This is a genomic window from Streptomyces sp. NPDC002446, assembly GCF_053595675.1.
Map to the genome: position 1 here is coordinate 24,175 of NZ_JBSFYC010000072.1, position 15,844 is coordinate 40,018.

Annotated in this window: 12 protein-coding genes and 1 pseudogene; 9 read left to right on the forward strand and 4 right to left on the reverse strand. The window is 70.5% G+C overall.

Translation table 11 applies throughout. The features are described 5' to 3' along the window. Positions 1-412: 412 nt before the first annotated feature. Positions 413-1,306 (forward strand): HAD family hydrolase, encoded by an 894-nt coding sequence (locus ACWD6P_RS30305; protein WP_451447367.1) that lies wholly within the window; start codon positions 413-415, stop codon positions 1,304-1,306. 377 nt (positions 1,307-1,683) lie between these two features. Here ACWD6P_RS30305 and ACWD6P_RS30310 read toward each other — a convergent pair whose 3' ends face one another. Further along, on the reverse strand, positions 1,684-2,541 hold the full coding sequence (locus ACWD6P_RS30310; RefSeq protein ID WP_451447368.1) for an oxidoreductase: 858 nt from the start codon (positions 2,539-2,541) through the stop codon (positions 1,684-1,686). A 101-nt stretch (positions 2,542-2,642) separates the two neighbouring features. Here ACWD6P_RS30310 and ACWD6P_RS30315 point away from each other — a divergent pair, with 101 nt between their 5' ends. The 7 genes from ACWD6P_RS30315 to ACWD6P_RS30345 all read left to right on the forward strand — a co-directional run bounded on the left by ACWD6P_RS30315 (position 2,643) and on the right by ACWD6P_RS30345 (position 11,994). Further along, positions 2,643-3,629: an ATP-binding protein gene (locus ACWD6P_RS30315; protein WP_451447369.1), complete on the forward strand. Its 987-nt coding sequence runs from the start codon at positions 2,643-2,645 to the stop codon at positions 3,627-3,629. Positions 3,630-4,010: 381 nt separating this feature from the next. Further along, positions 4,011-6,344 carry a SulP family inorganic anion transporter gene (locus ACWD6P_RS30320; protein WP_451447370.1) on the forward strand — a complete coding sequence of 778 codons (2,334 nt, stop codon included), beginning with the start codon at positions 4,011-4,013 and terminating at the stop codon, positions 6,342-6,344. A gap of 147 nt (positions 6,345-6,491) precedes the next feature. Beyond that, positions 6,492-8,456: an acetate--CoA ligase gene (acs, locus tag ACWD6P_RS30325; RefSeq protein ID WP_451447371.1), complete on the forward strand. Its 1,965-nt coding sequence runs from the start codon at positions 6,492-6,494 to the stop codon at positions 8,454-8,456. Between the two features lie 365 nt (positions 8,457-8,821). After that, entirely contained in the window at positions 8,822-10,174 is a 1,353-nt protein-coding gene (gene nhaA, locus ACWD6P_RS30330) for a Na+/H+ antiporter NhaA (protein ID WP_451447378.1), read from the forward strand. A gap of 44 nt (positions 10,175-10,218) precedes the next feature. Then, the gene (locus ACWD6P_RS30335; RefSeq protein ID WP_451447372.1) at positions 10,219-10,677 is read left to right on the forward strand and encodes a phage holin family protein; all 459 of its coding nucleotides are present in this window, start codon (positions 10,219-10,221) and stop codon (positions 10,675-10,677) included. Further along, positions 10,674-11,612: an alpha/beta fold hydrolase gene (locus ACWD6P_RS30340; protein ID WP_451447373.1), complete on the forward strand. Its 939-nt coding sequence runs from the start codon at positions 10,674-10,676 to the stop codon at positions 11,610-11,612. Before ACWD6P_RS30335 ends, ACWD6P_RS30340 begins: the two co-directional genes overlap by 4 nt. Before the next feature lie 187 nt (positions 11,613-11,799). After that, the gene (locus ACWD6P_RS30345) at positions 11,800-11,994 is read left to right on the forward strand and encodes a hypothetical protein (protein ID WP_451447374.1); all 195 of its coding nucleotides are present in this window, start codon (positions 11,800-11,802) and stop codon (positions 11,992-11,994) included. Positions 11,995-12,084: 90 nt separating this feature from the next. Here ACWD6P_RS30345 and ACWD6P_RS30350 read toward each other — a convergent pair whose 3' ends face one another. The 3 genes from ACWD6P_RS30350 to nth form a co-directional block, all read right to left on the reverse strand. Beyond that, positions 12,085-13,284: a MarP family serine protease gene (locus tag ACWD6P_RS30350; protein WP_451447375.1), complete on the reverse strand. Its 1,200-nt coding sequence runs from the start codon at positions 13,282-13,284 to the stop codon at positions 12,085-12,087. Positions 13,285-13,297: 13 nt separating this feature from the next. Further along, entirely contained in the window at positions 13,298-14,044 is a 747-nt protein-coding gene (locus ACWD6P_RS30355) for an NUDIX hydrolase (protein WP_451447376.1), read from the reverse strand. A 96-nt stretch (positions 14,045-14,140) separates the two neighbouring features. Next, a complete protein-coding gene (gene nth, locus ACWD6P_RS30360) occupies positions 14,141-15,232 on the reverse strand; it encodes an endonuclease III (protein ID WP_451447377.1) in 1,092 nt (363 codons plus the stop codon). Positions 15,233-15,705: 473 nt separating this feature from the next. Here nth and ACWD6P_RS30365 point away from each other — a divergent pair. Further along, positions 15,706-15,844: pseudogene (locus tag ACWD6P_RS30365) on the forward strand (Crp/Fnr family transcriptional regulator); the annotation flags it as partial.

The window sequence follows — 15,844 nt, forward strand, 5'->3', positions numbered from 1 at the left end:
TGGATCTTGACCCAAATCTGTGGACAACTCCGCGCCTGTGAATATCCCTGTCACCTATTCCAGCGACGAAGCACTACTTCTGGGGCTCCAGGGGGCTTCAGGGAGGCCTCGAGAGAGGCCTTCGCAGAGCAGCGTCTTGGCTACGGTGGGTAACTGGCGCGGTCGTGCGGGCCGCCAGCGCCACTCAGGCGGGGCTAGCGGCGGGACCGGCGTCCGACGGCGGGAAATGCGTCCGGACATGCGACGACCCCCGCCGGGGGGGAGAGCGGGGGTCGTCCCCACGGCCGACTCGGGGGGGGAGGAGCCGGACCGGGTTAGCACGGTCGCGAACGATCCGTGACTTCCATGGTGTACCCGAGAGCCTTCTCAGGCAAACCCACGCGCCACACCTTACGCCGAATGGTGGGAGCCTATGCTCACCCCCGTGGAAAACCACTCTGTGCCTCACTCGACTCCCCGTACTGCTGCGTTCTTCGACTTGGACAAGACCGTCATTGCAAAGTCGAGCACGCTGACCTTCAGCAAGTCGTTCTACCAAGGCGGCCTGATCAATCGGCGGGCCGTACTGCGCACTGCGTACGCCCAGTTCGTGTTCCTTGCGGGCGGTGCCGACCACGATCAGATGGAGCGGATGCGTGAATATCTCTCCTCACTGTGCCGCGGCTGGGATGTGGCCCAGGTGCGCGAGATCGTCGCCGAGACGCTGCACGATCTGATCGACCCGATCATTTACGACGAGGCGGCCTCGCTCATCGAAGAACATCATGCCGCCGGACGCGATGTCGTCATCGTCTCGACTTCCGGCGCCGAGGTCGTCGAACCCATCGGTGAACTCCTGGGCGCCGACCGGGTCGTGGCCACCCGTATGGTCGTCGGCGAAGACGGCCGCTTCACCGGTGAGGTGGAGTATTACGCCTACGGTCCGACCAAGGCGGAGGCCGTCCGGGAACTCGCCGCTTCCGAGGGCTACGACCTCGATCGCTGCTATGCGTACAGCGATTCGGCGACCGATGTCCCGATGCTCTCGGCGGTCGGCCACCCCTGTGCGGTCAATCCGGACCGGGCGCTGCGCCGGGAGGCGGTCGCGCGCGGCTGGCCGGTCCTCTCCTTCAGCCGTCCGGTCCCGCTCAAGCAGCGGCTGCCGGGGCTGTCCATGCCCTCGCGGCCGGCCCTCGCCGTCATGGCGGCGGCGGGTGCGGCGATGGCCACCGCCACGCTGGTCTGGTACGCGAGCCGGCGGAAAAGCACAAAGTTGCACTTCCGTCGTTTTGGCCGGAGCAGTAGCGCCCGTAATGCCCGCGTTTGAAGCCAAACGTAAAGATCTATGGCCTGGGCTTCCCCTTGCCCGGCACGAGTAGTACAAAGGACTTAACGGCCCGCGAGACCAAGGACATCCGAGAGGAACACCTTTAACGCAGCAAGTGGCCCACGGACCGATGCATGAATGTCGGGCACCCACGCGACGCCGACCCGTCGATTACGGGCCAGCCGCACCAGGTAACCGGACGAAGATTCCGACCTGATGGGCAAATTTTCGTGCACGCATGGTAACCCGGCAGACATGCCAGCGGCGGTACCACCGATTGGTACCGCCGCAACCCTGTTCAGGGACGAAATGAAGCAATGGTTCCGGATTTCCCGGGCAGTTCCCGAGCCTTCATCTCGCCGCCGCTTATGCCGTTCTTATGCCGCGCCGCGCTGCAGCGCCTCACAGACCGCGGTGCTCTCGCGTACGCCCAGTTCCACCGCGCGACCACAGTGCGCGATCCACGCGGCAACGCCCTCCGGGGTGCCCGAGACATAGCCCTCCAGGGCGGCGGCATAGGCCGCGCGCCCCAGTTCGGCGTGCCCGACCTCGGCAGGGCAGATCGACTTGGGATCCAGGCCGCTGCCGACCAGCACGATCCGCTCGGCGGCCCGCGCGACCAGCCCGTTGTGCGAGGCGAACGGCCGCAGCGCGAGCAGCTCGCCGTGCACCACCGCCGCGATGACCAGGGCGGGGGCCTCGGTGCCCGCGAGCAGCAGCCGGGACAGGCCGTCCAGCCGCCCGGCGACCTCGTCGGCGTCCGGGAGCGCCAGCTCGATGAGCGGCTCGTCCACCGGCTCGCCCGCCAGGCGGGGCCGCCCCACCGTCTCGTCCGGCGCTTCGCCGCCGGCCGCCACCAGATGGAGCCGCGCCAGCACCCGTAGCGGCGACTGCCGCCACACGCTCAGCAGCTGGCCGGCCTCGGCGGTCAGCCGGAGCGCCGCGCCGACCGTCCGCGGCTCGCCCTCTACGCCGAAGTCGGTTCGGCGCCGGACCTCTTCGAGCGCCCAGTCGGCCCCCGAGAGCGCCGCGGAAGCACGCGCTCCGCGCAGCGCCGCCTCGGAGGTGACCTCGTTGCTGCGGCGCCGCATGACCCGGTGGCCGTAGACCCGGTCGACACCCTTGCGTACGGAGTCCACGGAGTCGGCGACCCCCGGGAGCGAGGCCAGGGTCACAAGCGGATCGTCGCTCGCTTTGGGGGGTACGGGGGGCGTCCCCCGGGAGATTCCAGCCATGGGTACGACCCTACGCACCAGCGGGCCGGACCCCTCGAAGGAGTGGTCTTCTTCACGTAAACCTCTCACCCAGAGGTATAGCGAGATTACTCTTGGTGAACATGAAGATCGCTTTCGTAGGCAAGGGCGGCAGCGGCAAGACCACGCTGTCCTCCCTGTTCATCCGGCATCTCGCCGCGGCCCGGGTCCCCGTGATCGCGGTGGACGCCGACATCAACCAGCACCTGGGCGCCGCCCTCGGCCTGGACGAGGCGGAGGCCGCCGCGCTTCCCGCGATGGGCGCCCATCTCCCGTTGATCAAGGACTACTTGCGCGGCAGCAACCCGCGGATCCCGTCCGCGGCGTCCATGATCAAGACCACCCCGCCCGGCGAGGGCTCACGGCTGCTGCGGGTCGCCGAGGACAACCCCGTCTACGACGCCTGCGCGCGGACGGTGGAGCTCGACGGCGGTGCCGTACGGCTGATGGCGACGGGCCCGTTCACCGAGTCGGATCTGGGCGTGGCCTGCTACCACTCCAAGGTCGGCGCGGTCGAACTGTGCCTGAACCACCTCGTCGACGGCCGTGCGGAGTACGTCGTCGTCGACATGACGGCAGGTTCGGACTCCTTCGCCTCGGGGATGTTCACCCGCTTCGACATGACCTTCCTGGTCGCCGAGCCGACCCGTAAGGGCATCGCCGTCTACCGCCAGTACAAGGAGTACGCACGGGACTTCGGAGTCCCCCTCAAGGTCGTCGGCAACAAGGTGCAGGGCCCCGACGACCTGGCGTTCCTGCGCGACGAGGTGGGCGACGACCTGCTGGTGACCGTCGGGCACTCCGAGTGGGTGCGCGCCATGGAGAAGGGCCGGCCGGCCCGCTTCGCCTACCTGGAGCAGGCCAATCGCCGCGCCCTGGAGATGCTGCACGACACGGCCGATGCGGCTTACGGGCACCGCGACTGGGAGCGCTATACGCGCCAGATGGTGCACTTCCACCTGAAGAACGCGGAGAGCTGGGGCAATGCGAGGACCGGGGTCGACCTGGCCGCCCAGGTGGACCCCGCGTTCGTGCTCTCCGAAGGAACGGCCGCCCCGCAGCCCGCTTGATCCGCCAGGCCGCGCGGGCCGGCGCGGCCGGGCCCGCAGCCCGCCGGCCGGGCCGCCCCGCGGGGCAACTGCAGTGGCGGCATCGAGCATTTTCCCGGCGACTCTGTGAAATCTGTACAAAACATCCATGCGCCAGAAAAGAGGGATGAAAAGGGCAAGCCAAAAGTCCTTATATTCACCCAATGGGTGGACAGATTCGGGCGAATGCCCGCAAAGACTTCTCACTACCTTTACCTGTCATTACGATCCATTTACCGATGTTTGAGAGTCGCCGGACCGTCAACCACCGCGACGACCACCCGGCCGGCTCGCGTCCCGCCGCAGTACACCGCCGCCCACGATCGCGCCCCGCGCGACCGCGTCGCCCCGGAGGAGACGGGAATGTCGCAGATGGAGAAGTCGCGGCCGCAGTCGCCGCACACACCGCACCGCTCCGAGATCCCTCCCGAGCCCCGTACGCACCCGGAAGAGCCCCGCACGAAGCCCGCCCGCCGGGCGGTCTGGCGCCGGGACCTGTCCGCCTCGATCAGCGTCTTCCTGCTCGCCGTACCGCTGTCGCTGGGCATCGCGCTGGCCACCGGCGCCCCGCTGCAGGCCGGGCTGGTCGCCGCGGCCGTCGGCGGCATCGTCGCCGGGCTGCTGGGCGGCGCCCCGCTCCAGGTGAGCGGGGCGGCCACCGGCCTCCTGGTGGTCACCGCCGACCTCGTGCAGCGCTACGGCTGGCGCGCCACCTGCGCCATCACGGTCCTGGCCGGACTGGCCCAACTCGCCCTGGGCGCCCTGCGCGTGGCCCGTGCGACGCTGGCCATCAGCCCGGCCATCGTGCACGGCATGCTGGCCGGTATCGGGGTCACCATCGCCATCGGGCAGCTCCATGTGGTGCTCGGCGGCAGCCCCGACAGCTCGGCGCTCGACAACGCCGTCGCGCTGCCCGGCCAGCTGGCGCACCCGCACACCACCGCGCTGCTGATCGGCGCCATCACCGTCACCGTACTGATCGGCTGGGGCCGGCTGCCGGGCCGCGCCGGACGCTGGGCGCGGGTGCTGCCGGCTCCCCTGGCCGCGGTGCTCGCCGCGACGGCTGCCAGTGCCGGGATGGCGGTGCCGCGCGTGGATCTGCCGACCTGGCGGCTGCCCGAGCCGCCCGCCCTGCCGGAGGCGTCCGTTCCGGCCCTCGCGGCCGCCGTGCTGACCGTCACCCTCGTCGCCAGTATGGAGTCGCTGCTGTCGGCGGCGGCCGTCGACCGGCTCGCGGCCGAGCGGCCCGGCGCCCCCACGGGCCGGGCGCGGCTCAACCGCGAACTGGCCGCCCAGGGTGTGGCCAATACCGTCTCCGGGCTCCTGGGCGGGCTGCCGATCTCCGGGGGCGCGATCCGCGGCTCGGCCAACGTACGGGCCGGGGCGGCCACCCGCTGGTCCACCGTGCTGCACGGCGCCTGGGTGCTGCTGTGCGCGGGCCTGCTGGCCGGGACGCTCGAAATGATCCCGCTGGCCGCGCTCGCCGCGCTGGTGATGGCCGTCGGCGTACGGATGGTGAGCTTCGCGCACATCCGGCATGTGCAGCGGCACCGCGAATTCCCGGTGTACGCCGGCACCTTGGGCGGGGTCGTGCTCTTCGGCGTACTCCAGGGCGTGCTGGCCGGCATCGCGGTCGCGGCCTTCCTGGCGCTGCGCCGGCTGACCCACACCAGGGTCACGGTCACCGAGGAGGACGAGGGGTACCGGGTGCGCATCAGCGGCCAGTTGACGTTCCTGGCGGTGCCGCGGCTGACCCGGGCGCTGGCGCTGGTGCCGGCGCACACCGAGGTCGTCGTCGAGCTGCACGGCTCGTTCATGGACCACGCCGCCTACGAGGCGCTGCAGTCCTGGTGCGCCACCCACCGGGCGCACGGCGGCGGGGTGACGCTCGGCGGCCGGGCCGGGCGGCGGATCACCGAGTCGGCCGACGGGCACTCCTGCCGTCCCTGGACGCCGTGGCGCAACCACCACTGCACCCGGCCCGCCGCGGACCACGTATCGGTGCCGGAGAGCAGCGGGAGCCAACTGCTGGGCGGGGTCAGCGCGTTCCAGCGTCATACGGCGCCGCTCGTGCGCGAGGAGCTGGCGCGGCTGGCCCGCGACGGCCAGCGTCCCACCCAGCTGTTTCTGACCTGCGCGGACTCCCGGCTGGTCACGAGCATGATCACATCCAGTGGTCCGGGTGATCTGTTCACCGTGCGCAACGTCGGCAATCTGATGCCGCCGCCCGGCTCGGAAGCCTCCTGCGACTCCGTGGGAGCGGCGATCGAGTACGCGGTGGAGGTGCTGCGGGTCGGCTCGATCACGGTGTGCGGGCATTCGGGGTGCGGCGCCATGGGGGCGCTGCTGAACACCGCGGCGCCAGGCGAGGCCGAGCCGACGCCGCTGGCGCGCTGGCTGCGGCACGGCCGCCCGAGCCTGGCCCGGATGCAGCGCATCGGGCGGCTGGGGCGGGGCGAAGTCGCACTGAGCGGGCGGCCGGTGACCGACGACCAGGAGCGGCTGGCGCTCGTGAACGTCATGCAGCAGCTCGATCACCTCAGGGCGCACGCCTGCGTGGCCCGCCGGGTGGCGGAGGGCACGCTCGCGCTGCACGGCATGTACTTCCATGTCGGCGAGGCCCAGGCGTATGTGCTCGACGAGACCACCGGGCGGTTCTGCGCGGTCCGCGGCGAGGCAGCGCCGGTCGGCGTCTGACCTGCGCGGTGCCGCCCGATCACCGCGGAACGGACGATCAGTCAACAGGTCTACACCAATATTTGTCCACAGCCCTTGTCAGGGTCCACCGCGGGCTGATGAGCTATGGCCTGGGACACATCGGACGCCCTGGGAATGGGAGAAGTCGTGAGCAACGAAAGCCTGGCCAATCTGCTCAAGGAAGAGCGGCGGTTCCCGCCGCCCGCAGAGCTGGCCGCGCATGCCAACGTCACGGCTGCCGCGTACGAGCAGGCCGCGGCGGACCGGCTGGGCTTCTGGGCGGAGCAGGCGCGGCGCTTGTCCTGGGAGAACGAGCCCACCCAGACCCTCGACTGGTCCAACGCACCCTTCGCGAAGTGGTTCGCCGACGGCAGGCTCAATGTCGCCTACAACTGCGTGGACCGGCATGTCGAGAACGGCCTGGGCGACCGGGTCGCCATCCACTTCGAGGGCGAGCCGGGCGACAGCCGCGCGATCACCTACGCCGAGCTGCAGCGCGAGGTCTCCAAGGCCGCCCATGCGCTGATCGAGCTGGGCGTGCAGGCCGGCGACCGGGTCGCCATCTACATGCCGATGATCCCGGAGACGGTCATCGCCATGCTGGCCTGTGCGCGCCTGGGCGCTCCGCACTCGGTGGTCTTCGGCGGCTTCTCCGCGGACGCGCTGGCGACGCGGATCATCGACGCCGACGCCCGCGTGGTGATCACCGCCGACGGCGGCTACCGCCGCGGCAAGCCCTCCGCCCTCAAGCCCGCCGTCGACGACGCGCTGGCCAAGCCCGGTACGGAGAACGTCCGCAGCGTGCTCGTCGTACGCCGCACCGGCCAGGAGGACATCGCCTGGCACGAGGGCCGGGACGTGTGGTGGCACGAGATCGTCGCACGGCAGAGCGACCAGCACACGCCCGAGGCCTTCGACGCCGAGCACCCGCTGTTCATCCTCTACACGTCCGGCACGACGGGGAAGCCCAAGGGCATCCTGCACACCACCGGCGGCTACCTCACCCAGGCGTCGTACACCCACCACGCGGTCTTCGACCTCAAGCCGGAGAGCGACGTCTACTGGTGCACCGCCGACGTCGGCTGGGTGACCGGCCACTCGTACATCACCTACGGCCCGCTCTCCAACGGCGCGACCGAGGTGCTCTACGAGGGCACGCCCGACACCCCGCACCAGGGCCGCTGGTGGGAGATCGTGCAGAAGTACGGCGTGACGATCCTGTACACCGCGCCGACCGCGATCCGCGCCTGCATGAAGTGGGGCGACGACATCCCGGCGAAGTTCGATCTGTCGTCGCTGCGCGTCCTGGGATCGGTGGGCGAGCCCATCAACCCCGAGGCGTGGATGTGGTACCGCAAGCACATCGGGGCCGAGGCCACGCCGATCGTCGACACCTGGTGGCAGACCGAGACCGGCGCGATGATGCTCAGCCCGCTGCCCGGCGTGACGGAGACCAAGCCCGGCTCGGCCCAGCGCGCGCTGCCCGGCATCTCCGCCACGGTCGTGGACGACGACGCGCACGAGGTACCGAACGGCGGTGGCGGCTACCTCGTCCTCACCGAGCCCTGGCCCGCCATGCTCCGCACGATCTGGGGCGACGACCAGCGCTATCTCGACACGTACTGGTCGCGCTTCGAAGGCAAGTACTTCGCCGGCGACGGCGCCAAGAAGGACGATGACGGCGACATCTGGCTGCTGGGCCGGGTGGACGACGTCATGCTGGTGTCCGGCCACAACATCTCCACGACCGAGGTCGAGTCGGCGCTGGTCTCGCATCCGAAGGTGGCCGAGGCGGCGGTCGTCGGCGCCACGGACCCACAGACGACCCAGGCCATCTGCGCCTTCGTCATCCTGCGCGGCGGCGCGGACGAGAATGGTGACCTGGTCGAGGAGCTGCGCGCGCATGTCGCCCAGCAGCTCGGCCCGATCGCCAAGCCCAAGCGGATCCTGCCGGTCGCGGAGCTGCCCAAGACCCGCTCCGGCAAGATCATGCGCCGGCTGCTGCGCGATGTCGCCGAGAACCGCACCCTCGGCGATGTCACCACGCTCACCGACTCCTCGGTCATGGACCTGATCCAGGCGAAGCTGCCGAGCGCGGCCAGCGAGGACTGAGAGGACCGACCGGAAGGGAGCACGGAGGGGCACCGGGTCGTAGCGGCCGGGTGCCCCTCCGGCATGCACCGGCGTCTACGCGAGGACACCGGCGTCAGTGCGGGAGCACGCCGGCTGCCCTGCGGGAGGGCGCCATCGCGGCCCTCCTCCAGCGGCTCAGCGTCCGAATTGCCCGTAAAGTGGGGCCACCGGACAGGCCCTCGCACCCGCCCGGTAAAGTGGGAGCCGCGTCAATGACGCGCTAAGAAACTCTGGGTGCGCCGGGAAGTCTGGTCGGCAACTGCAACAGCCGTACACAGCTGCCGAAGGCCGGAGGTCACCGCGTGAGCGCGTCCACCAACCGTCGTTCCATATTCCTCGGACGGATGTCCCTGCCCGAGCGGAACTTCATCGCGGATGCGCTGCGCGCCGAAACCGTCGGCGGCGTGCTCCTCCTCGTCGCGGCCGTAGCGGCCCTGATCTGGGCGAACACCCTCGGCGGAAGCTACGAGGCAGTCCGTGGCTTCCACCTCGGCCCGGCCTCGCTGGGCCTGGACCTGTCCGTCCAGCACTGGGCCGCCAACGGCCTGCTCGCCGTCTTCTTCTTCGTCGCCGGCATCGAGCTCAAGCGCGAACTGGTCGCCGGCGAACTGCGCGACCGCCGGGCGGCCGCCCTCCCCGTGATCGCCGCGGTCTGCGGTATGGCGACCCCGGCGCTCGTCTACACCCTCGTCAACACCATCGGCGGCGGCTCACTGCAGGGCTGGGCGGTCCCGACCGCCACCGACATCGCCTTCGCGCTCGCCGTGCTCGCCGTCATCGGTACGTCGCTGCCCGCCGCCCTGCGCGCCTTCCTGCTCACGCTCGCCGTCGTCGACGACCTCTTCGCCATACTGATCATCGCGATCTTCTTCACCTCGAAGATCAACTTTGCGGCGCTCGGCTTCGCCGTCGTCGGCCTGGCGATCTTCTATCTGCTGCTGCGCAAGGGCGTCCGCGGCTGGTACGTCTACGTCCCGCTCGCCGTGGTCATCTGGGCGCTGATGGAGAACAGCGGGGTGCACGCCACCATCGCGGGCGTCGCCATGGGCCTGATGCTGCGCTGCCACCGCCGCGACGGCGAGACCCAGTCGCCCGGCGAGCACATCGAGCATCTGATCCGCCCGCTCTCGGCCGGTCTCGCGGTGCCGCTGTTCGCCCTGTTCTCCGCGGGCGTGTCCATCACGGGCGGCGCCATCCATGACGTCTTCACCCGGCCGGAGACGCTCGGGGTGGTGCTCGGCCTGATAGTGGGCAAGGCGCTGGGCATTTTCGGCGGCACATGGGGCGCCGCCCGCTTCACCAAGGCCGAGCTCAACCCCGACCTCAAGTGGCCGGACGTCTTCGCGGTCGCCTCCCTGGCCGGCATCGGCTTCACCGTCTCGCTGCTGATCGGCGAACTCGCCTTCTCCGAGGACCTGGCGCTGGCCGCCGAGATCAAGGCATCGGTGCTGATCGGCTCGCTGCTCGCGGCCGTGTTCGCCGGCGTCCTCCTCAAGCTCCGCAACCGCAAGTACAAGCGGCTGTGCGAGGACGAGGAGCGGGACGAGGACATGGACGGCATCCCCGACATCTACGAGATCGACAATCCGGAATACCACCTTCGGATGGCGGCGATCCACGAAGCCAAGGCCGCCGAACACCGCCGGCTGGCCGAAGTGGCCTCCGGCTCGCACGCCGGAGACGATGGTCCGGCATGATCTGAGAGGCTTTGCATCCGGGTGACGAGATGAGGGAGACCGCGATGAGCGCAGCCGACCACGGCGCGGAGCGCAGCCTCGGACAGCTGGTGGCCTCGGCCACCGCCGAGATGTCCGCACTGGTGCACGACGAGATCGCACTGGCCAAGGCGGAGCTGCGGCAGGACGCCAAGCGGGCGGGCATCGGCAGCGCCGCCTTCGTCATGGCGGGTGCGCTGGCGCTGTTCGCGCTGCCGGTGCTGAGTTTCGCCGCGGCGTACGGCATCCACAACCTCGGGCTGGGGCTGGCCTGGTCCTTCCTGATCGTGGGCGGCGCCTTCCTGGCCCTCGCCGGACTGCTGGTCCTGATCGCACTGGCCAAGATCAAGAAGATCAAGAAGCCGGAGAAGTCCATCAACTCCGCCAAGGAGACCGCGGCTGTACTCCAGAAGGCCAAGCCGCACCCCCGTGTGGAGGCCAAGGACCACCCGGTCCTGGAGTCTGTGACACGCTCATCGGTATGACAGCCCCTGACAGCACCGCCTCGGTCGTACGCCTCGACATCCCCGGCGGGTACGAGGTGGCGCACCGTGACGTCGCAGCCAACGGCGCGCGCTTCCACATCGCCGAGATGGGCGACGGCCCGCTGGTGCTGCTGCTGCACGGCTTTCCGCAGTTCTGGTGGACATGGCGGCATCAGCTTCCGGCCCTGGCCGAGGCGGGCTTTCGCGCGGTGGCGATGGACCTGCGGGGCGTCGGCGGCAGCGACCGCACCCCGCGCGGCTACGACCCGGCGAACCTCGCACTGGACGTCACCGGCGTCATAAGGTCCCTCGGCGAGCCGGATGCCGCGCTCGTCGGGCACGACCTGGGCGGCTATCTCGCCTGGACGGCGGCGGTGATGCGGCCCAAGCTGGTGCGCCGGCTCGCGGTGGCCTCGATGCCGCACCCGCGGCGCTGGCGCTCGGCGATGCTCGCCGACGTCCGGCAGAGCGCCCGCAGTTCGCACATCTGGAACTTCCAGCGGCCCTGGCTGCCGGAGCGCCGGCTGACGGCGGACGACGCGGCGCTGGTGGGCCGGATGATCCGGGAGTGGTCCGGACCGCGGCTGCCGGACGACGAGGCGATCGCGGTCTATCAGCGGGCGATGAGCATCCCCTCGACGGCGCACTGCTCGATCGAGCCCTACCGCTGGATGGTGCGGTCGATGGCCCGCCCCGACGGCATCCAGTTCAACCGCCGGATGAAGCTGCCCGTCCGGGTCCCGACCCTCCATCTGCACGGCTCGCTGGACCCGGTGATGCGCACCCGCAGCGCGGCCGGCTCCGGCCAGTACGTCGAAGCCCCGTACCGCTGGCGGCTGTTCGACGGCCTGGGCCACTTCCCGCACGAGGAGGACCCGGTCGCGTTCTCGACCGAGCTCATCAACTGGCTGAAGGACCCGGAACCCGACCGCTGAGGGCGCGCGCCGCGACCTCCTCCGGGCCCCGGCGTACCGCTGAGCGGGACGGGTTGCACCGTTCAGCGGAGCCGACGCGCACCGGACCCGAACGGGCGCATGACGAACGGCCACTTGCCCGGCGCATAGGCCAATTGGCGGCCCCCGGGGCGGTTACGGACCTTGGGGCACGGGCAGAGTCGAGGGTATGGGCTGGACGCACGACTACCGTGACGTGGCACGCAACCGCCGCAGCAGTGCCGCTGCAGTGGGTACTCAGGACAGGGGCGCACCGGATCTCAGGTCCGGCGGGTCCCCCGATCCGGCGCACCCGATGGGCATCCCGCGCATCCTGCGCCGCAGAGCGCGCTGGATGAGCGCGCGCCTGCGCCATCGCACCTGAGCCGCGGCCCCCGACGAGGCGCGGGAGGCCCAGCTCCCCGCGCCGGAGCCGCCCCGGGCTGCTCATACGCCCCAGGCGGCTCGTGGTGCCTCAGATGGCGCAACCCTGGCTGTCGACCTGCTGCTGAGCCGTACGCCCCTTCAGGACGTCCTGACGGACCTCGTCGGCGGTCAGCGCATAGCCGGTGCGCGAGTCGTCCAGCGACTTCGCGAAGACGACGCCGTAGACCTCGCCCTTGGGCGTGAGCAGCGGGCCGCCGGAGTTGCCCTGACGGACCGTGGCGTACAGGGAGTAGACATCGCGGCCGACCGTGCCCCGGTGGTAGATGTCCGGGCCGTTGGCCTGGATACGGGCGCGGATCCGGGCGGAGCGGACGTCATAACCGCCGTTCTCCGGGAAGCCGGCGACGATGGCGCTCTTGCCGCTGTTCGCGTCCACGTCGGCGAACCGCAGTGCCGGGGCGTTCAGCGAGGGCACCTCCAGGACCGCGATGTCGCGCTGCCAGTCGTAGAGCACGACCTTGGCGTCGTACGTCCGGCCCTCGCCGCCCACCTGGACGGTCGGCTCGCTGACCCCGCCGACGACATGCGCGTTGGTCATCACGCGGTGCCGTCCGAAGACGAAGCCGCTGCCTTCGAGGACCTTGCCGCAGCCCGGCGCCGTGCCGACGACCTTGACGATGCTCCGCTTGGCCTGCGCGGCGACGGGGCTGGAGGCCAGCCGGGGGTCGGGCGCCGGCACATTGTTGATCGGCTCGTTGGAGAACGGCGTGAAGACCTGCGGGAAGCCGTTCTGCGCGAGCACCGAGGAGAAGTCCGCGAACCAGGTGTTGGCCTGCGCGGGCAGCACCCGGGAGACGCCGAGCAGCACCTTGGAGTTACGGACCTCCTTGCCGAGCGTCGGCAGGGACGTACCGGCCAGCGCGGAGCCGATCAGCCAGGCGACCAGCAGCATCGCGACGACGTTGACCAGCGCGCCGCCGGTCGCGTCCAGGGCTCTCGCCGGTGACCAGGTGATGTGGCGGCGCAGCTTGTTGCCCAGATGGGTGGTGAACGCCTGGCCCACGGATGCGCACACGATCACGATGGCGACCGCCGCGATGGCCGCGAAGGTGCCGGGTGTGGCATCACCGGTGATCTCGTTCCAGATCACCGGCAGCACATAGACCGCGATCAGGCCGCCTCCGAGGAAGCCGATCACGGACAGGATGCCGACGACAAAACCTTGCCGATAGCCGACGATCGCGAACCACACGGCCGCGACCAGCAGCAGGATGTCCAGGACGTTCACGCCCGCCACCGTCTCACGAGCGCCAGTCGAGCGGGACCTGCTTGTCACGGTCCCACGGAATCTCCCACCCCGCGTAGTGCAGAATCCGGTCGATGACCCCGGCCGTAAAGCCCCAGACCAGGGCGTTTTCGACAAGGAACGCCGGCCCGGTATGGCCACTGGGATGGCGCGTTGTCACACGATGGGCGGGATCCGTGAGATCCGCCACGGGAACCGTGAACACCCGGGCGGTCTCCGCCTGGTCGACCGCGCCGACCGGGCTCGGACGGCGCCACCAGGCGAGTACCGGCGTCACCACGAAGCCGCTGACGGGGATGTAGAGCCGCGGCAGCACGCCGAAGACCTGTACGCCGGACGGGTCCAGGCCGGTCTCCTCCTGGGCCTCGCGCAGCGCCGCCCGCACCGGTCCGGACCCGTCGGGGTCGCCGTCCTCCGGATCCAGGGCGCCACCGGGGAAGGAGGGCTGCCCGGCATGGGAGCGCAGGGTGCCGGCGCGCTCCATCAGGAGGAGCTCGGGGCCGCGGGGGCCGTGGCCGAAGAGGATCAGCACCGCGGACTGGCGGCCGCCGCTCTCCGGTGGCAGGAAGCGGCTGAGCTGGCGCGGCTCGATCGTGCCGGCCGCACGGGCCACCGGGTCCAGCCACTCGGGCAGGCCGTCGGCCGTGACCGTGACCTCCCCGTCGGCCGCCGCACCGGCCGCACCCGCCGCCGCGCGCAGCTGCGCCGCCTCGCCGTACCGCTGCTCCCGTGCACTCCTCATACGCGCCCCCTCAGGCCTGGCTTCGATGATGGTCCCCCACTGGGGCGGTGCCGGTGGATCCGCAGGGAACCGGCCCCAGGGGCGTCGCGGCTGCCGTCATGAGGCGCCCACCGGGGGCGCCATCGGGGGCGCGGGCTGCCCCGGATAGTCGGCCGGAGGCTTGAGCCGCTGTCCCGGCTGGCCGCCCAGCTCGTACTTGAGCAGCTTCCTGGCCTTGTCCGGGTCCGTCTCGCCCTCGCCGTACGCGGGGCACAGCGGGGCGATGGCGCACGCTCCGCAGGCGGGCTTGCGGGAGTGGCAGACCCGGCGGCCGTGGAAGACGACGCGGTGCGAGAGCATCGTCCACTCGCTCTTGGGGAAGATCTCGGCGACGTCCGCCTCGACCTTGTCCGCGTCCTGATGGACGGTCCAGCCGAAGCGGCGCGCCAGGCGGCCGAAGTGGGTGTCGACCGTGATGCCCGGGACGCCGAAGGCATTGCCCAGCACCACATTGGCGGTCTTGCGGCCGACCCCGGGGAGCGTGACCAGATCCTCCAGGCGGCCGGGCACCTCGCCGCCGAAGCGGTCGCGCAGCGCCGCGGACAGGCCCAGCAGCGACCTCGTCTTGGCCCGGAAGAAGCCGGTCGGCCGGATCAGCTCCTCCAGCTGCTGGGGATCCATCGCGGCCATGTCCTCGGGCGTCGGGCAGACCGCGAAGAGGCGCGGGGTGGTCTGGTTGACCCTCAGGTCGGTGGTCTGCGCGGACAGCACCGTCGCGACCAGCAGCTCGAAGGGGTTGGTGAAGTCCAGCTCGGGGTGGGCGTACGGATACAGCTCGGCCAGCTCGCGGTTGATCCGGCGGGCCCGGCGCACCATGGCGGCCCGCGACTCGGGCTTGCGCGCGGCGGCCTTCTTGGCGGGGGCCTTGGCTGCGGTGGTCTTGGCCGCGGCCTTCTTGGCTGCGGTGGTCTTGGCTGCGGTGGTCTTGGCTGCGGCCGTCTTCTTGGCCACGGTCTTCTTGGCGGCTGTCGTCTTCTTGGCCGCGGTCTTCGTCGCCGTCTTCTTGGCGGGCGCCTGCCCGGCGGCCGCGGTGGTCTTCTTGGCGACGGCCTTCTTCGCGGCCGCCTGCTTCGTGACGGCCTTCTTCGCCGCGGTCTTCTTCGTCACGGCCTTCTTCGCCGCCGTCGGCTTCTCGGGGGTTTCGTTCACGGCGGCCTTCTTCCCTGCCGAGGTCCTGCCTACCGGGGTCTTCCTCACGGAGGCCTGTTCGGTCGTGTCCTGCGCGGTCGCGTCCCGACCGCTCGTGTCCCGCGCCGCCGGTCGCGACGCGCCAGACTTCCGGACGATCGGCTTCCGCTCGACCGTCACCCCGGAGGGCGATTTGTTACTTTTATCCGAATTAAGCGCTTCGCCGGACGCCTGTTCGCCCACAGCAGAATCACGCCCCGCACTCACTCGTCCGGCCCCCCAGTCCTCTGCTCTCACCGGCGTATTGGACACTCGGCCAGACTAAAGCCAGCCACTGACATCCGGCTTGATCACCGTGATTCGTGACCCCAATCGGCCCCCTGCCTTATGGCTGAGGGCACCGGTCCGGCAAACTTGTGATTGATCGCACTGTTTTGCATTCCGGCATGATGGGGACCACAGTCCCCCGGAGCATGTCGACAAGGAGAGATCTCGTGGACGACGTTCTGCGGCGCGCACCGCTCTTCGCGGCGCTCGATGACGAGCAGGCGGCCGAGCTGCGCGCCTCTATGGGAGAGGTCACGCTCGCCCGCGGCGACGCCCTGTTCCACGAAGGGGACCCCGGCGACCGCC